General features: G+C 70.6%; 14 protein-coding genes. 8 read left to right on the top strand and 6 right to left on the bottom strand.

The window, feature by feature from the left end:
* Positions 1-292: 292 nt before the first annotated feature.
* A complete protein-coding gene (locus ACWDS7_RS24465; RefSeq protein ID WP_451931157.1) occupies positions 293-1,816 on the bottom strand; it encodes an FAD-dependent oxidoreductase in 1,524 nt (507 codons plus the stop codon).
* A 158-nt stretch (positions 1,817-1,974) separates the two neighbouring features.
* On the opposite strand from ACWDS7_RS24465, the gene ACWDS7_RS24460 reads away from it, so the two are divergent.
* Entirely contained in the window at positions 1,975-2,322 is a 348-nt protein-coding gene (locus ACWDS7_RS24460) for a hypothetical protein (protein WP_451931156.1), read from the top strand.
* A 199-nt stretch (positions 2,323-2,521) separates the two neighbouring features.
* Here the strand turns inward: ACWDS7_RS24460 and ACWDS7_RS24455 are convergent, their stop codons facing one another.
* Entirely contained in the window at positions 2,522-3,436 is a 915-nt protein-coding gene (locus ACWDS7_RS24455; protein WP_451931155.1) for a LysR family transcriptional regulator, read from the bottom strand.
* 63 nt (positions 3,437-3,499) lie between these two features.
* Between ACWDS7_RS24455 and ACWDS7_RS24450 the strand changes: the two genes are divergently transcribed.
* Positions 3,500-4,441 (top strand): quinone oxidoreductase family protein, encoded by a 942-nt coding sequence (locus ACWDS7_RS24450; protein ID WP_451931154.1) that lies wholly within the window; start codon positions 3,500-3,502, stop codon positions 4,439-4,441.
* 439 nt (positions 4,442-4,880) lie between these two features.
* A complete protein-coding gene (locus ACWDS7_RS24445) occupies positions 4,881-5,264 on the top strand; it encodes a VOC family protein (RefSeq protein WP_451931153.1) in 384 nt (127 codons plus the stop codon).
* A gap of 317 nt (positions 5,265-5,581) precedes the next feature.
* Here ACWDS7_RS24445 and ACWDS7_RS24440 read toward each other — a convergent pair whose 3' ends face one another.
* The 3 genes from ACWDS7_RS24440 to ACWDS7_RS24430 form a co-directional block, all read right to left on the bottom strand.
* Positions 5,582-6,166 carry a TetR/AcrR family transcriptional regulator gene (locus ACWDS7_RS24440; RefSeq protein WP_451931152.1) on the bottom strand — a complete coding sequence of 195 codons (585 nt, stop codon included), beginning with the start codon at positions 6,164-6,166 and terminating at the stop codon, positions 5,582-5,584.
* 26 nt (positions 6,167-6,192) lie between these two features.
* Positions 6,193-7,719 carry an MFS transporter gene (locus tag ACWDS7_RS24435; protein WP_451931158.1) on the bottom strand — a complete coding sequence of 509 codons (1,527 nt, stop codon included), beginning with the start codon at positions 7,717-7,719 and terminating at the stop codon, positions 6,193-6,195.
* A 421-nt stretch (positions 7,720-8,140) separates the two neighbouring features.
* Positions 8,141-9,148, bottom strand: coding sequence for a hypothetical protein (locus tag ACWDS7_RS24430; protein WP_451931151.1), 1,008 nt, complete (start codon positions 9,146-9,148; stop codon positions 8,141-8,143).
* A gap of 78 nt (positions 9,149-9,226) precedes the next feature.
* On the opposite strand from ACWDS7_RS24430, the gene ACWDS7_RS24425 reads away from it, so the two are divergent.
* Positions 9,227-9,817 (top strand): TetR/AcrR family transcriptional regulator, encoded by a 591-nt coding sequence (locus tag ACWDS7_RS24425; RefSeq protein ID WP_451931150.1) that lies wholly within the window; start codon positions 9,227-9,229, stop codon positions 9,815-9,817.
* A 424-nt stretch (positions 9,818-10,241) separates the two neighbouring features.
* Here ACWDS7_RS24425 and ACWDS7_RS24420 read toward each other — a convergent pair whose 3' ends face one another.
* The gene (locus tag ACWDS7_RS24420; RefSeq protein WP_451931149.1) at positions 10,242-11,096 is read right to left on the bottom strand and encodes an NAD(P)H-binding protein; all 855 of its coding nucleotides are present in this window, start codon (positions 11,094-11,096) and stop codon (positions 10,242-10,244) included.
* An 88-nt stretch (positions 11,097-11,184) separates the two neighbouring features.
* Between ACWDS7_RS24420 and ACWDS7_RS24415 the strand changes: the two genes are divergently transcribed.
* The 4 genes from ACWDS7_RS24415 (at position 11,185) to ACWDS7_RS24400 (ending at position 15,963) form a co-directional block, all read left to right on the top strand.
* Complete coding sequence (locus tag ACWDS7_RS24415) at positions 11,185-11,652, top strand: MarR family transcriptional regulator (protein WP_451931148.1); 468 nt, start codon at positions 11,185-11,187, stop codon at positions 11,650-11,652.
* Positions 11,653-11,970: 318 nt separating this feature from the next.
* Positions 11,971-13,170, top strand: coding sequence for a DUF6004 family protein (locus ACWDS7_RS24410; protein WP_451931147.1), 1,200 nt, complete (start codon positions 11,971-11,973; stop codon positions 13,168-13,170).
* Positions 13,171-13,431: 261 nt separating this feature from the next.
* Complete coding sequence (locus ACWDS7_RS24405) at positions 13,432-13,869, top strand: hypothetical protein (RefSeq protein ID WP_451931146.1); 438 nt, start codon at positions 13,432-13,434, stop codon at positions 13,867-13,869.
* A 294-nt stretch (positions 13,870-14,163) separates the two neighbouring features.
* On the top strand, positions 14,164-15,963 hold the full coding sequence (locus ACWDS7_RS24400) for a family 43 glycosylhydrolase (RefSeq protein WP_451931145.1): 1,800 nt from the start codon (positions 14,164-14,166) through the stop codon (positions 15,961-15,963).
* Positions 15,964-15,984 lie beyond the last annotated feature (21 nt).

The following is a 15,984-nucleotide window of genomic DNA, read 5'->3' as shown; positions in this document are numbered from 1 at the left end:
GCCGGCGATTCGAGGCACGGATTCATCCCGGCAACGCATCGCCACGGCTGGCGGATCGCCCGGAAACGATCATCGGGAGGGAGCGGTCGGTCCTGTGGCTTCCGCCGAAAGCGTCCCTCACTCAAGGCTGCTCAGCTCTCGATACGCCTCGCGGAGCTCTGCGCCTTGGGGGACATCGCGCGCTTCGAGGGGTCCCGGTGGTAATCGCGGAAAATCCAACGGGTATACCCCTGACCTGCTCTGATGTGAGGGCGCCGCAGGACTGGTGTGCCGGCCGCCGGGGCGTGCCCGCTCAGGCGGCGGGGGCGCCGAACCAGCGGGTGGCGGCGCGCCGGAACGCCTCGGGGCCGGGGTCGGGGCCCTCGGCCCAGGCCACAACGCCGTCGGGCCGGATCAGCAGGGCGCCGAGTCCGAGGTCGTTGGCGACCGGGCCGGGGGCGTAGCGGATGCGGTCCTGCCAGTGGGCCGCGGTCTCCCGCAGGCTCTGTGCGGCGGTGAGGTCGAGGGCGACGCCCTGTCCTTCGCGCAGCAGGTCTCCGAGGTGGGTGCCGTCGCCGAAGCGGAAGTCCGGGGCGGTGAAGCCGACGGTCGGCTGGTTGTCGCCCAGGTCGTAGTGGTGGGCGAGCCCGGAGGTGGTGCGGAAGACGTGGGTGGTGCCGTCGATGGTGCGCAGCAGGTCGTGGACGAGCCGGCGCAGGGCTGGGGTGTTGGGGCCGGGGTTCATCGTGGCGACCTGGGCGCGCGACCACTCGAGGACGGCGGCGCCGACGGGGTGGCGTTCGGCGGTGTAGGTGTCGAGCAGGTTCGCGGGGGCGGTGCCGTGGAGGGTGGCGGCGAGCTTCCAGCCGAGGTTCATGGCGTCGCCGATGCCGAGGTTGAGCCCTTGGCCGCCGAGCGGGGAGTGGATGTGGGCGGCGTCGCCGGCGAGCAGGACGCGGCCGTTGCGGTAGGTGCTGGTCTGCATGGCGCGGTCGGTGAAGCTGGAGGCGAGGTGGACCTCATTGATCGTCACGTCGGTGCCGGAGATGCGGCGCAGGACCGTCTGGAGGTGGTCGCGGGTCAGCGGCTGGGAGCGGTCGAAGGCGCCGCCGTCGAAGTCCATCATGCCCAGGTGCCCTTCGAAGGGCGTGCGCAGGTACATGCCGGTCGGCGTCGAGTTGAAGCCCGGGTGCAGCTTGTCCGGGTCCTCGAAGGCGACGCGGGCGACGTAGCCGGTGAACAGCGGCTCGGTGCCGACGAAGTCGAAGCCCGCCAGGCGGCGCACCGTGCTGCGTCCGCCGTCGCATCCCACGAGCCGGCGCGCCCGGTACTCGCGCCCGCCGGCCCGGGCCAGGACGCCGTCGCCGTCCTGGTCGACGGCTTCGAGCGGGGCGTCGCGCACGATCCGCGCGCCGAGCGCGACCGCCCGCTCCTCCAGGACGCCGGTGACCGCTTCGAGGCTGGTCATGATCCCTTCCATCGCCGGGCCGGGCAGCCGGGGCGGGAGGGCGCCGGTATCGATGTCGGCGGCGTCCAGGCGCAGGCCCGCGAAGTGGCTCACGTCGTGCGGGGCGGGCGCCTCGTGCGCGCCGGGGCGCGCGCCGACCTGCTGCGCGTCGGCGCGTGAGGCGTCCAGGAGGGCGGTGAGCATCCCGCGGCGGTAGAACGCCTCGACGGACCCGGCGTTCAGGCCCCGCATCCCCAGCGGGAGCGCCCAGAACGGCGAGGCCGCCTGCGGGTTCTTCTCCAGTACCAGGACCGAGCAGTTGGCCAGGGCGAGTTCGCCGGCGAGGAACAGGCCCACCGGCCCGGCCCCCACGATCACCACGTCGTGCATGTCGGTTCTCCTCCAGTCGCGAGTCCCCGGGCCGGCCGGGGCTCGTCGGGTGGGGGCCGTGCTCCGTGAAGCTCGAAGCCATACTCTTGGAGCATTGCTCCAATATTGGAACCGTACTCCATGTTGGAGCAGCGCACCAAACCTGACGGGATGAGGGCATGACCACACCGGCACCCCGGTCACGAAGGCGCAGGCAGGTGCTCTCGTGCGAGCGCGTCATCGAGGCGGCGGTCGGACTGCTCGTGGAGGACCTCGACTTGCGCCTGGACGACGAACACGTCCGCATCCACGGCAAGGGCGGCAGCGTACGCACCGGCCTGCTGGACGACCGCGGCTACGTCGCCCTGCTCAAGCTCTATCTGGCTCGCGCCGGCTACACCGCCGGGCCACTGTCCCGCGCCTCCATCAACGGCGCCGGCGGGCCGCTGTCCTACGACGCCGCCCACCACCGCCGGCAGACCTGCTGCGCCGCCGCACGCCGACGTCGGGACCGGACAACGGGCTAAGAAAGCTCCGCGACCAGGAACAGCCTCAGCTCACCGTAGTTATGATCCTTCTCAGTGCCAACGGCTGTCCGCCGGTTCCTCGACCCCGGGGGCCTGCCGCCCTCGTGCTCTTGATGTCTGCCCTTGTCGGCAACATGACGCTCACGCCTCGACCAGGCCGTCGTCACCCCGCTGCTCACTTCTGAGGCCGCTCGCTGGTTCAACCGCCGGCGGGGCCGGCCACGCCCTTCATCGCTCGCAACTCGCCGAGCAGATCGCGGATGATCGCCGATCCGGCCAGCTCCGGCGTGGTCACATACCCCACGTGGCGCTGCGGCGCACCGTCGCCGAGCTCGGCCGTCGCGACCTTGGCGGGCGCACCCATCGTGGACAGCCTGGGCACGATCGCCGCACCGAGTCCGTGCCCCACCATCGACATCACCACCCCGTCGTCCTCGACGGTGATGTCGCCGGGTGGAATCCACTCCTGCCGCGCCAGCCAGCGCCGGGTCTCACCCGCGCAGTTCTCATGCCAATCGATCATGGGCAGCGACCGCGGATCCGGATGCCCTTCCGGATAAGCCAGCAGGTACGGCTCCGCGTACAGTTCCTTCGTCACCAGCCCGTCCACATACACCGGCAGCGAGACCACCCCCACATCGGCGCGCCCGTCCGCCACCTCCCCCGCGACCCCCCGCCCCAGATCGGGCACGATTCGCACGGTCACCGTCACCGTCGGATACCGCTGCCCGAACCGCACCAGCACCCTGGGCAGCAGGTGGAAGGCCGCACTGCGAAAGGCCGCCACCCGGATCGTCCCCGTGGCCTCGCCCCGCGCGGCAGCATGGGTGTCGACCTTCATGACCTCGATCAGCCTCAAGATGCGCCGTGCGTGCCCGACCGCAGCATTACCGGCGGGCGTGGCCCGGGCGCCGCCCCGCCCTCGCTGGAAGAGCACCGCGCCCATCTTCTTCTCCGCCGCGCGCAGGGCATGCGAGACCGCCGACTGCGTCAGCCCCAGCCGTACCCCCGCCGCCGATACGCTGCCTTCGCCGTCCACCGCCACCAGCACGCGCAGCTCGGCCACACTCAGGTCATCCACGAGAGCGACAACGTATGAAAAATCCTCATACATCCCGTCTCATCCACAAATCCCACCCGCTACCTGCGCAACCGTGTGGCTCCTAGCGTCTACGGCATGAGAGCAATGGTTGCAGAACGCCTTGGCGGACCCGATGTCCTGACCCCCACCTACCTTCCCGACCCGGTGCCGGGCCCCGGCCAGACCCTCCTCGACGTCGAGGCCGCCGGACTGAACTTCGCCGACGCCGAACGCCTGCGCGGCGCCTACTTGCCGCCACAACTGCCGTTCATCCCCGGCGGCGAGGTCGTCGGCCGTGCCCCGGACGGTCGCCGCATGCTCGCCTTCGCCAGCAGTGCCTTCGTCACCAAGGCGCTGGTGAAGGATCCGGTCGAGATCCCCGAAGACCTCCCGGCGGGCGCCGCGCTCGCCCTCCTGGTCCAGGGCTTGACCGCCTGGCACCTTCTGCGTACGGCTGCGCGGATCCTCCCCGGCGAAACCGTCGTCGTCAACGCCGCAGCCGGAGGCGTCGGCCACCTGGCGATCCAGCTGGCCAAGGAGTTCGGCGCCGGACGGGTCATCGGCACCGCCTCCACCCCCGACAAACGTGCCCTGGTCCTCCGGCTCGGCGCCGACGCCGCCATCCCCGGCGAGGCCGACGGCTACGCCGAGCGCATCCGCGAAGCCAACGGCGGCGCCCTCGCCGACGTGATCCTCGACGCCGTCGGCGGCCCCGTCTTCGAGGCAGCCCCTCACGCGCTGGCCCCCTTCGGCCGCCTGATCACCTACGGCACTTCCGGCGGGATCGACCCCACCCCCATCGACCCCGGGATCCTCAGCGAGCGCAACATCACCGTCGGCGGCTACTGGCTGGGCGCCCACCTGCGCCTCCCCGACAGCCGTGCCGCCGCGCCGCTCCACGACCTGCTCGCCCTGACCGCCTCGGGACGCGTCCACCCCATGGTGGGCGCCGAATACCCCCTCGACCAGGCCGCAACCGCCCTCACCGCCCTGACCACCCGCCGCACCACCGGCAAGGTCATCCTCCGCATGGCGTGAAGCCCTTCTGCGGCGGAAGCCCGCTGTCCGCCTGCCTCCGGGATGGCGAAGGGCACCCCGCTCACCTGTCTCCCGGGAGGTGTGCAGGTGAGCACCCTGCGCCGCCGCCGACGTGGCCCGCGCTGCCCCCAAGGCCAACAGTCAGGGATGGGGCGCCGAGCTCGTCGACCTGGAGACCTGCCTCGATGCGGCCGCCTGGTGCAGAAGGCCAGGCTGTCGCGGTGTCCGCGGCGCTCACCGATCCGACGCGGCGGGCGCTGCTGGAGGAGCTCGGCCGCGCCGGGCCCGCAACCGTCACGGATCTGGCGCGACGGTTGCCGATCAGCCGCCATCCGCATCGCCCAGCTGTGGCCGGTCAGGCTCGCCAACAGGTGGGATGACCGGCTGACCGCGCTGGAACTCGCACTGGACGCCACCGACACGAAGGAGTCGAGCAACAATGAACAAGCCTGAATTCACCGCCGGCCTGAACATCGCCATGAAGATCCCCAAGGCGCAGTACGAGGCCACCGTGGCCTTCTACCGCGACATTCTGGGTTTCGACGTCAAGGAAGACGACGTCTCCTACGCTCCGACCGTCTCGAGAACTCATTCGGTGCGGTTCGGACCCAATACGCTGTGGCTCGACTGTGTCGACAACTACAGCCGGTCCGACCTGTGGCTGCAGCTGCACACCGATGACCTGGACGCGGCGGCGGCCAAACCGGCCGACAGCGGTATCCACCCGTGTGACGAGGTCGAGCCCCTGGAGAGTCTCGATTCCAGAACCCACTGGATCAAGAACCCGGCCGGTGTCGTGCATCTGCTCGCGGGGTCCGGCTGATCCCGATGTCGCGATGAGGCATCCCAGCGAGGTGAGCAGCCCCCTCGGCGGTAGCGCGGCGCCGAACGCCCGGTTTCACGGGTCGCTCAAGCTTCGATGACACAAGCCCAAGGTTTCCTGTCGCAGCACAGTGGACGACCTTCACGCCGCGACGGCGCAGGTCGTTGACAGTGGTCAGGACGTGAGCGGCCGAGCGGCCCCATCGGTCGGACTTCCAGTTACCGGCTGACCAGAGCCAACACCACCGCGTTCACCTGGTGACAGCTCCGTTTACGACAGGCCGTTCCCGGGCCGAGGGCCGTACGGTCCCCGTCGGCTCAGTTGCGGACGGCTCGTTGCAGGACGGCTTGGATGTGATCAGGATCGGCGGGGGCGTTGTCGAGGAGGATCGCGGTGCACAGTCCGTCGGAGGCCGCGACGAGGGCGGCGATGGCCGCAGGGTCGTCGGTCAGCGTAGTGGCGAGTTCGGCGATGTTCTCCCGCCAGCGTCGTGCCACGGGTCGCAGTGCGGGGCGGCGGGCGGCCAGGGTTGCCAGCTCGCGTTCGGCCAGGGCGCGTTCACGTCCGGAGCCGGCGGACTCGGCGATGAGGTGGGCCAGGCCGCTGAGCTTGTCGCCGGGGTTGTCGATGATGTCGCGGATGCGGGCGGTGTAGGCGTCGGCGACAGTCGTGAGGGCGGCGACGAGCAGGTCGTCGAGGGTCGCGAAGTAGTAGGTGCTCAGGGACGTCGTGGTGCCGGCCTGCTTGGCGACCGTGCGATGGGTGACGCCGGCCGCGCCGTCGCGAGTGACCACGGCAAGGGTGGCATCGATGATCTCCGCGCGTCGTTTCTCGCCACGCGCGCGGCGTCCGTCGACGTGCTCGCTGTCGTCGGCGGTGTCGTCCTTGCTGCTCCTCGGCACGACCCTCAGGATAGTCGGACCATCGTTCAAACGTCGGTGTCGCGGTTCTGCGCCTCCCCGAGCGGGGGCACGTGACGCAGCATCCCCAGGCACAGCGCCGTGGCAGCGGCGATGGCGACCCCCGCGACCAGGGAAGCGATGTTGAGTCCGCTGGTGAAGGCCTGCTGGGCCGCTTCGACGGTCCCGGGCGGAAGGCTGTCGCTGATCGCCACGGTCGCGTTCAGACTGTCGGTGAGGGGACCGGAGCTCTCCGACGTCAGACCTTCGGGCACCGTCACCTGAATGCGGTAGACGGCGGTGGTGAGACTGCCGAGCAGGGCGACGCCGACGGCGATGCCGAGTTCCTGGACCGTCTCGGAGAGCGACGCCGCCGACCCGGATCGCGCTGCCGGCACCGCCCCCACCACCATGTCGGTGCCCAGGGCGGCGAGGGCGCCCAGCCCGAGATAGACGAACGCGAAGCCGACTGCCACAGGGACCTCGTCGTCGAGTCCCGCGGTGGCGAGCAGCGCGTGGCCGGCGAGGGACGCCCCGAGGGCGGCGCCCATGACCGAGCCGGGGCGGAAGCGCCGGGCGACCAGGGGAGCACCGATGGCGGCGGCGAACATCGCCAGCGCCGGTGGTCCCATCCAGAGCCCCGCGTCGAAGGGCGTGAGCCCTTCGACGAGCTGGAGGTACTGCGTGACCAGGTACATCGAGCCCCCGACTCCGACCAGGCCGATGAGCAGCACACTCAAGGCCACGGTGAAGGCCCGGTTGCCGAACAGTGTCACGTCCAGCAGTGGGTCGGGGAGGCGGCGTTGGCGGCGTACGAACACGATTCCAGCCAGAACGCCCGCCATGGCACAGACGAGGGTCGGGCCGTCGGGACCGTCGGAGGCGATGCGCTTGACGGCGTAGATGACCGGAAGGATCGCTGCCAGGGACAGGCCCACGCTGATCAGGTCCAGCCGGCCGGTGGACGGGGCCGCGTACTCGGGGAGCAGGGCGCGTGCCCCGGCTAGGACGACGAGGGCGACGGGCACCGCCGTCAGGAACGGCGCTCCCCACCAGAAGGAGTCCACCAGCGATCCGCCCACGATCGGCCCGGCGGCCATCCCGAGCGCGAACATCGTGGCCCAGACCCCTATCGCGACCGCGCGCTGACGCGCGTCGGGGAACATGTTCGAGATCAGCGACAGCGTGGAGGGCATGAGCGTCGCCCCGGCCACCCCCAGCAGGGCTCGCGCGAGGATCAACAGCTCGGCCGTGGGGGCGAACGCGGCGAACACCGAGGCCGCCGCGAAGGCGATCATCCCGGTCTTCAGCAACCGGCGCCGCCCGATCCGGTCGCCCAGCGTGCCCATGGTGACGAGGAACCCGGCGACGAGGAACCCGTAGGCGTCCATGATCCATAGCAGTTGGGTGGCTGACGGGGACAGATCGGCCGCCATGCTCGGCGCCACCAGGTACAGGACGGTCACGTCCAGTCCCAGCAGCACCGTCGGCAGGGCCAGCAGGCCCAGGCCCGCCCACTGGCGCGTCCCTGCCCGCGTGAACTGTTGCTGCGTCATCATGTCCCCCTCGCCCTCATCATGTTGAACGCTAGTACAACTTGTACTATCGTTCAACATGATGAGAGCAGGGGCGGAGCGGGTGGCGCCGGTCGGGTCCAGGACGTACATCTCGTTCTTGATCGGGTAGGTCATCAGCCGGTCGAGGCCGCCGTCGGGGATCGCCGTGCTTCCTCGCGCATCCGGCCGTATGCCGAGATCGGCAGACCTGCCGTGTCGGCGTCATGAGTGTCAGGGCGGAGAAGCGCTCCAGGCCGGCGTCGTCGCTGTTCCTCAACCCCGGATGACGACGGTCCGGCCCCGGCGGCCGGCGTTGGTCGTGGCCCCGGCGTACGGCGAGTCGTTCGCGTCGTGGGCTGATCGGATGGCCCTGCGGAACGGATGTCACGGGCGCGCCGCCCGCGATTCTCGATCGCCGGAGTCAGCGATCGCCGTGCGCGCCGGTGAAGATGGCGCCGATCCCCGCCATCCGCTCGGCCGCGTAGCCGGGGTCGATCAACGCCTCGGGGGTGTGGAGGCCGGGCGGCACGGGGGCGCCGCGCAGGCCGAGCAGTCGCTCGACGCCGAGGGCGACGCCGAGCGCCGTCAGGGGGCGCTGCCCCTCCGGGTGGAAGAGGTAGCGGCTCGTCCTGAGTGGCGCGCCGGCGCGGTCCACGCCTTCGAGGTCGATCCTGACCTCCGTGGACGCGGGCCCGCCGCGCCGCCTGCCCGCCGACTCACCGATCGCGAACGCGAAGCGGACGTTGGGCGCGCCCGTCGCGAGGGCCAGGCTCGGCACGTCGAGGATGGGGACGATCCGGCCGGGCAGCACGGTGCCGTCGAGGTCGGTGATCTCCACTTCAGCATCGGGGCCGCTGACCCAGTGGAAGACGCCGTCGCGGCGGACGTGCCCCGCTGAGGTGGCGGCCAGCAGGCGTTCCATGTCCGCCATGGCCGCGGGCCCGCCGCTGTCCTGTCCGTCCAGCACGCCGCTGACCTCGACGGTGTCGAGCCGGTCGAACTCCCTGGCGAGGCCGAGCACCGCGAGGACGACGAGCCCCGCGTACCAGTGGCTGGCCAGCAGGACCGGCGCCGCGCCGGCTCGCAGGCCGGCGGCGACAACCTCGGGTCCGATGTCGACCAGGCCGCTGGAGATGCTGACGTACGGCAGGCCGCGGTCCTGTGCGTAACGCAGTCCGTTCAGGTGGCTGTCCCACACCGTTGCCACGACCGCCGAGTAGCCGTCGGTCTCCTGGAGGCCGAGGTCACCTCGCCGCAGATCGATGGTCGCGGCTGTCGCGCGGCCGAGCTCGTCGGCGATCCGCCGGGCGCGGCCGAGATCGCGGCCCGCGATCGTCAGCGGCAGCTCCGGGTACCACCGGCGCAGGAGGGTTGCGGTCCCCACGCCCGCCTGGCCGGATCCGCCCATGATCAGTACGGAGTGCTCCACGGTGATGTCCTCTCACTAACCTACATTATGTAACTTACATTTTGTAGCTTAAGCTGGGAGGCGACGCAAGGGAGGACGATGGCCACGGGATCGACTCGCCTGTCCAAGCCGGCCAGGCGGGAGCAGCTGCTCGACACCGCCATGGCGATCGTGCGCGCCCACGGCACCGACAGCCTCACGCTGCTCAGCCTGGCGGAGGCCGCCGGAGTGAGCAGGCCAGTCGTCTACGACCACTTCGGCACCCGCCCCGGCCTGCTGATCGCGCTCTACCGGCGGCTCGACGAGCGGCACCGGGCCGCCTCGGAGGAGGCCCTGCGTGACGCCTCGGCCGTCCCCCGCGAGATCGCCCGCGTCCTGAGCGCCGCCTACTTCGCCTGCGCCACCGACATGCCGGAGTGGACCGCCGTCTCGGCCGCGCTCAAGGGGAGCCAGGAGATGGAGGCGATCGAGCGCGAGCTGCTCGACGGTTACACGGACCTGATGGCCACCGCCCTGCGGCCGTACTCCGGGCTCACGCAGGAAGCCCTCCGGCTCCGCTGCGTCGGCGTGCTGGGCGCGGCCGAGGCGATCGCCGCGGAGCTGAACCGGGGGCGTGCCACCGTCGCCGCGGCCATCGCGGCGCTGACGGACCTGACCGTCGACAGCATCGACGCCGGAGCTCAGGACTGACACTGTCGCGGTCTCGTCAAGCTTGATGGAGCCGTGCGCGCCCTCGAAGGTGACGTCGCCGGACCGTCCGACAGCCCGGAATTCGGCGCGTGCCGCCCACCGGGCTCCCGGCCGGCGGCAACACCTGGTGAACGGTGAATGTAGTTCGGGCCCATGCGGGCCGAACCCCGACAACGGTCAGCGCCGGGGGAGGGGTCCCAGTGCACGCTGTGCCGCAGGTCATCGGTGATGACCTGCGGGCGGCCGCCGCGCTTGCCTTTGCGGGCGGCCGTGTCGAGCCCTTCCAAGGTGGCTTCGTGGACGTTCTCGCATCCGGGTTCGGCCGTGGCGGCGAAGAAGCCGAACAGGGCGCGGTCGGGTCGGGGGCTTCTCCCCGAACAGGGCAGGGCGCCGCAACGGCGCAGCCCGGCCCTGTCCGTGGTTTTCAGCCCCTGAACTCCGATACGTACTCTTCGGCCCAGGCGGCGAAGGTGTGAGCCGGACGGCCGAGGATCTTCTCCACGTCGTCCGTGGGACGGGTCGGCCTGGCCAGGTCCCGGGCGTACCGTGCCATGAGCGCCGTGACGAAGGGCTCGGGCAGGCCGCGGGCGATCAGGCCCTGGGCTGCGGCCTCCGGCGGGATCTCCGTGTAGGTCAGCGGCCTGCCGATGGCCTCGCCGATGATCTCCACCATGTCCGTGTGGGTGAGCGCTTGCGGCCCGGTCAGGTACGTGCGCCGGTTCACCAGGTCGTCGGTCAGCAGGGCGTGGGCCGCCACCGCCGCGATGTCGTGCTCGTGGATCGGCGTCTCGGCGAAGCCGGCGTACGGGCCGCAGACCACGTCGCCCGCCGTGACCTGGCCGCCCCAGCTGATCAGGGCGTTGACCGCGAAGCTCGACGCACGCAGGCTCGTCCACTCCAGGCCGCCGGCGACGGCCGCATCCTCCGTCTCCTTGTTGCGGTCGCCGCGGAAACGCGACGGCTGGTGGTCGAGAGGCTCGTCGATGTTGATGGCCGACAGTGCCACCACGCGCCGCACCCCGTGCTCCTTGGCCAGTGCGACGAGCTCCGCCGCCGCGTCGCCCGCGGCCCGCGGGTGGAGGAACAGCGCGGTGACCCCGTCGAGGTGGCGGGCGAGGGTGCCGGGTTGTGCCGGGTCGCCGGTCACCACCTCGGCCGCGGCAGGCAGGGAGGTGGGCTCGGTGGTGCGGGTGACGGCGCGGACCTTGGCGTTCGCGCCGGTGAGCAGGTCCACGAGGGGGCGGCCGATGGTGCCGGTGGCTCCGGTGACGAGGATCATGTCAAATCCTTTCGCATGCCGTATAATATGAAAACCGTAGCATCTAATTTGAAAGTCATATGATATGAGTTCCGTCACATCTGGGAATGTGGATGACGCGCGCCGCCGCAGGCGGGCCACGGTGGCGATCAAGGAGGCGCTGCGCGAGCTGCGCGGCCAGCTGTCCCTGCTCGACCGGCAGGTGAGCGCGCGGGCCGAGCTGAAGGACGTGGATCTTGACTGCCTCGACCTCATCGGGAGGTGCGGGCCGATCAGTCCGACGGCCTTGGCGCGGCAGGCCGGGCTGCATCCCGCCACACTGACCGGCATCCTGGACCGGCTGGAGAGGGCAGGGTGGGTGGCCCGCGAGCGCGACACCGCCGATCGCCGCGCCGTGCTGATCAAGGCGCTGCCCGAGCGTAACGCGGAGCTGTTCCGGCTCTACTCCGGCATGAACCACGCGATGGACGAGATCTGCGCGGAATACACGGAAGCCGAGCTGGACCTGCTGGCCGGCTTCCTGCGCCGCGCCACCGGCGCCGGCCGCGACGCCACCGCCGCACTGGCCGACGACTGAGGTGCTCCGGCAGGCCGGGGTGGTGTCGGGCACGGGTGGGCCAGGCGGAAGCCGGGCGCGGACAGAGCTTGGCCACATCGTTCAAAAGCCGTCACAGAGAGTTACTTCGCGTCTTATGGCGCCGACCCGAGCGCTGGGCCATGAAGACTGGGCGGGGGCAGGATCGGGAATTCAGACCACCTGATCATCGATCTCTGCCGGCCCCGAAGGGCCAGGGCGTCCTTTATGGCCTCGAGCGGCGACGCGAAGATCGCCGCCACGGTCGGCGATCACGGTAAACAGCCAGGATGAACGGTGGATATATCGTATGGTCCCCGTATGACTACTTTACGTGAGACTTACGAGTCTCTCGATCTCGAGCCCAAGCCGATCCGGCCCCACGTCCTGGCCTGCGCGACCGTGGTGTTCGGCGACGACTACTACGCAGGTCGCCGCGAGACGATCAACCTCTCAGGGTTCGCCCAGTTCAACAAGTGGCCGATGCCGGGCTTCGAGCACATCGTGGATGAGGAGGGCTACGCCGGGTTCGACCTGGAGCTGATCAGCGCCCCCGAGGTCGGCATCAAGGGCTTCAGCTACGAACTCGACGACCGCATCCAGGTGCTGACCAACCCGTATCTGCCCAACACCGGGCAGATACGCCAGATCGTGCCGGGTAAGAACTTCCCCGCGCAGTTCCACCTCCGGCACTTCGGCATTCTGGAGACCAGCACCCTGCGGCTGGCCCACCGCAACGTCATCGACCTTCACGGCACCATCGACGACGTTCCCCCCTTCAAGAAGCCGCTCACCCGGCCCTACCTCGGCAGCCCTCGCGGTGAGGGTCCGTTCGAGGTCGCCCAGGCACCGAACGTGCTCCGTGGCACCTCCCTGCCCGAGGCCTGGTACCCGGCCGACGACGAGAACGGACCGGTCGGCATCACGCCCGGCCTGTTCTTCGCCCCGAGTCCGGCCCCGTACATGTACATGCTGGTCGACCCTTCCCTGATCATGCAGGTGTCGGCCGAAGGCGACATCGAGGTCGAGATCGACGGCAAGACCGAGCGCATCGAACTGGCCGGCGACCGCTCAAAGGCGGCCGGGGCCGAGATCCTGCTGTTCGGGCCCGACAAATACGACAGCACCGGCGTCCTGGCTCAGATCACGCGCCTTGCCATGCTCGGCCACTGCGATGCGCTCGGCGGCCGGGTGATGCTGCGCGCGAGCTGGCCGCGGCCCTCCGGCGGCACCCTCGGCGACGGCGCCGAGGACAGCCTCAGCCGGGTGCGATACCCCAGCGAGCTGCACATCGATGCCGAGCTCGAGATCGTCACCCCGCACCAGACCCTGTACGCGGCCAACCCCGTGCACATCAGCGGCAAGCTCAAGGACCTCGATCCCAGCGGCAGCGAGCTGACCATGAACGGCGCGGACGCGCCGCTCGTCACCGCCGACGGGACAGCCGGAGCCCGCCTGACCGGCGTCCGGCTGGCCATCCGGGAGGCGGACGTCAGCGAGCACGCCACCGTCAACGGCTGACACCCCAGGACGGGTGAGGAAGCAGGCCTCCTCGGCGCCTGGCGCGTTGAACCCCGCCCAAGGCTCCGTCCCTGTTTCGAGGACGGAGCCTTGGGCGTGCTGACCGCACCGCGGACCCCAGCCGCACGGTCTCCGCGGCGCCGATCACCGCCTCCAAGCCCTCCACTCGGGTCCGTGAACTCATGAGAGGCGGTACGGCGCCAAGAGGCCGGCATCCCGGGTGAGCAGAAACGACACCACAAGATCGTTCTCAGTGCTAACGTGGGCCGCTCGTGCGCCTGGTGCAGGCAGCACGTGCCCTACGCCGGACGTGGCCGTCCCGCTTCCTACTGCTCCAAGTCGTGTCGCAACCGGGCCTGGGAAGTGCGCTCGGCGGAGCCCCGGCTGCAGCGCGACATCGCCGCCGGCGTCGTGCGGACCGAGCCGGTGCGCGAGGTGATCCGCCAGACCGTCGTAGAGACCCGCCTCGTCCCCCAGTCCGTCGCACCGCCGCCCACCAAGGTGACTACGGCGACCACGGCGACCGCCCGGACGGCCTCGATGAGCCGGCCCATCGTGACCGAGGGATACGACGACGGTCCGCACCTCGAACGCGCCGTCTGCACCCAGGACCCGCCCGCCGACCAGAGCATGCACCGGCACTACGGCACGACGCTGAGCCTGCGAGTCGCCGACAGCAAGGGGTCATGCACCCCGTAGTCGCCCCTTCCGTGCACCCGCATGCCATCCGGCCGCCGTGCCGGCCTGATCCCCTTCCGGAAGGAGACCAGGGTCTGTCGCCTGAAGTCGGGGCGGTCGATGGACCGATCGCCGTCGGTGTCCGGGACCCCTTCGATCATCACCGAATACGTCGACGGCTATTTACAACGTTGAATGCAACGTTGTACAAACGGCTGGTAATGGAGATCGCCCAGGCTGGATGCCGAGGTGAGCGTCGGCGAGAGGCGAACCCTAGCGAGAGGGATCCGAATGCGCGCCAGAATCGTCCAGCGCATGACAGCGCTGTGCGCGGGGTTGGCCTGCCTCGTCGCGGCGGCCCCGGCCGCGTCCTCCCCGCGGGAGGCCACCTCGGCCGCTCTACGGCAGAGCGTCTCGGGCGGCGTCCCGGGAGCCGCCCCGGCGGAACGTGGCAGTGGGGGCGGGACCTACACCAATCCGGTCAGCGGCGGTTTCGCCGACACCTTCGCCGACCCCGCGATCATCCGGGGCGAGGACGGCTGGTGGTACGCCTTCGGTACCAGCGATCCCCTGCGCGAGGGGGAGAGGAGCGCCCACCATCTGCCGATCTCCCGGTCACGTGATCTGGTCTCCTGGAGCCACGTCGGCGACGCCTTCACCGCCCGGACCCTGCCCACGTGGGCCGACACGGCGGCGGGCGCGAGTCTGTGGGCGCCCGACATCCGCCGCGTGAACGGCCGCTACCGGCTGTACTACGTCGTCACCCAGACCACCGTCACTCCGGAGCGCAACGACAACGCGATCGGGATGGCCACCGCCCCCACTCCAGCGGGCCCCTGGACCGACTCGGGGGCACCCGTCGTCGGCCCGCGCAGGGGCGGGGGCCCCGACGACTTCAAATGGACCTTCGATCCCAGTCATGCCGTCGACACCGACGGGACCGAATACCTTGTCTACGGCTCCTACTACGGCGGGATCCACATCACACGGCTCGACGCCACGGGCGGCCGGGCGGTGGGCGACCCCACCATGATCGCCATCGACAACCGCTTCGAGGGCGGCTACCTCCTGCGCCGCGGCGGCTACTGGTACCTGTTCGCTTCCTCCGCTGACTGCTGCGCGGGCCCGGCCACCGGCTACAGCGTCTACGCCGGCCGTTCCCGCGCCATCACAGGGCCCTATCTCGACTGCGAGGGCATGCCGCTCAACACCTCACGGGCCGGCGGCACGATCGTCATCGCGCCGAACGGCAACCGCTGGGTGGGTACCGGACACAACGCCGTGGTGACCGACCCGACCGGGCAGGACTGGCTGGCCTACCATGCCATCGACCGAGACGATCCCTATCTCGACGAGCCGTTCGGCATCAACGAGCGGCCGATGCTGATCGACCGGCTGGATTGGATCGGCGGGTGGCCGACCGTCCGGGGCGGGGCGTGGGCGTCGGAGGAGCCGCAGCGGGCGCCGGGCGTGGCCACGAGGCACAGGCCCGTGCGCGACCCGCGCCCGGGGCCGCTGGACCGTGCCCGGAGCGACGAGTTCGACGGCGCGGACCTGCGACAGGGATGGACCTGGGTCCGCGCTCCGCAAGGACGCCTCGGCGGCGGCGCGCTCCGCTGGCCGACGCAGGCCGCCGAGCTCAACCGGGAGGACAACTCCGCCTCGGTGCTCCTGCGCGAGGTGCCCGAAGGCGACTGGACCGCCGAAACGAAACTCCGCATCGACCTGGGCACGGACACGGTCCGCAACTACCAGCAGGCCGGTCTGATCGCCTACGGCAGCGACGACCTCTACGCCAAGCTCGTGCACGCCGCCATCTGGAACACCCGCCAGACCGAGTTCGGCAAGGAGATGCCCTATGCCGGTCGGATCGCCTACGGCGGCACGATCGTCGGGCCGCCCGCCGATACGACGTGGCTGCGCCTCGTCCACCGCGTCGACCCGCGCAACGGCGAGCACGAGCTGCGCGCGGCCACCAGCCGCGACGGGAAGTCGTGGATCTTCGGCGGCGTGTGGACGATGCCCGCGGAGACGGACCTGCGTGTCGGGCTCATCTCCCTGGGGGGTGCCGGAGCCACGGCCGAGTTCGACTACTTCCGCCTCTACCGGCGCTGACGGCACCCGCCTCACACAAGC

The organism is Streptosporangium sp. NPDC003464 (genome assembly GCF_053588315.1).
Note: the sequence above shows the minus strand (reverse complement) of the source record. Positions and strands in the feature narration are given on the sequence as shown.

Excerpts from the sequence above, each read along its gene's own strand:
- ACWDS7_RS24465 (WP_451931157.1), bottom strand. The coding sequence starts at position 1,816 with ATGCACGACGTGGTGATCGTGGGGGCCGGGCCGGTGGGCCTGTTCCTC.
- ACWDS7_RS24460 (WP_451931156.1), top strand. The coding sequence starts at position 1,975 with ATGACCACACCGGCACCCCGGTCACGAAGGCGCAGGCAGGTGCTCTCG.
- ACWDS7_RS24455 (WP_451931155.1), bottom strand. The coding sequence starts at position 3,436 with ATGTATGAGGATTTTTCATACGTTGTCGCTCTCGTGGATGACCTGAGT.
- ACWDS7_RS24450 (WP_451931154.1), top strand. The coding sequence starts at position 3,500 with ATGAGAGCAATGGTTGCAGAACGCCTTGGCGGACCCGATGTCCTGACC.
- ACWDS7_RS24445 (WP_451931153.1), top strand. The coding sequence starts at position 4,881 with ATGAACAAGCCTGAATTCACCGCCGGCCTGAACATCGCCATGAAGATC.
- ACWDS7_RS24435 (WP_451931158.1), bottom strand. The coding sequence starts at position 7,719 with ATGACGCAGCAACAGTTCACGCGGGCAGGGACGCGCCAGTGGGCGGGC.
- ACWDS7_RS24425 (WP_451931150.1), top strand. The coding sequence starts at position 9,227 with ATGGCCACGGGATCGACTCGCCTGTCCAAGCCGGCCAGGCGGGAGCAG.
- ACWDS7_RS24420 (WP_451931149.1), bottom strand. The coding sequence starts at position 11,096 with ATGATCCTCGTCACCGGAGCCACCGGCACCATCGGCCGCCCCCTCGTG.
- ACWDS7_RS24410 (WP_451931147.1), top strand. The coding sequence starts at position 11,971 with ATGACTACTTTACGTGAGACTTACGAGTCTCTCGATCTCGAGCCCAAG.
- ACWDS7_RS24400 (WP_451931145.1), top strand. The coding sequence starts at position 14,164 with ATGACAGCGCTGTGCGCGGGGTTGGCCTGCCTCGTCGCGGCGGCCCCG.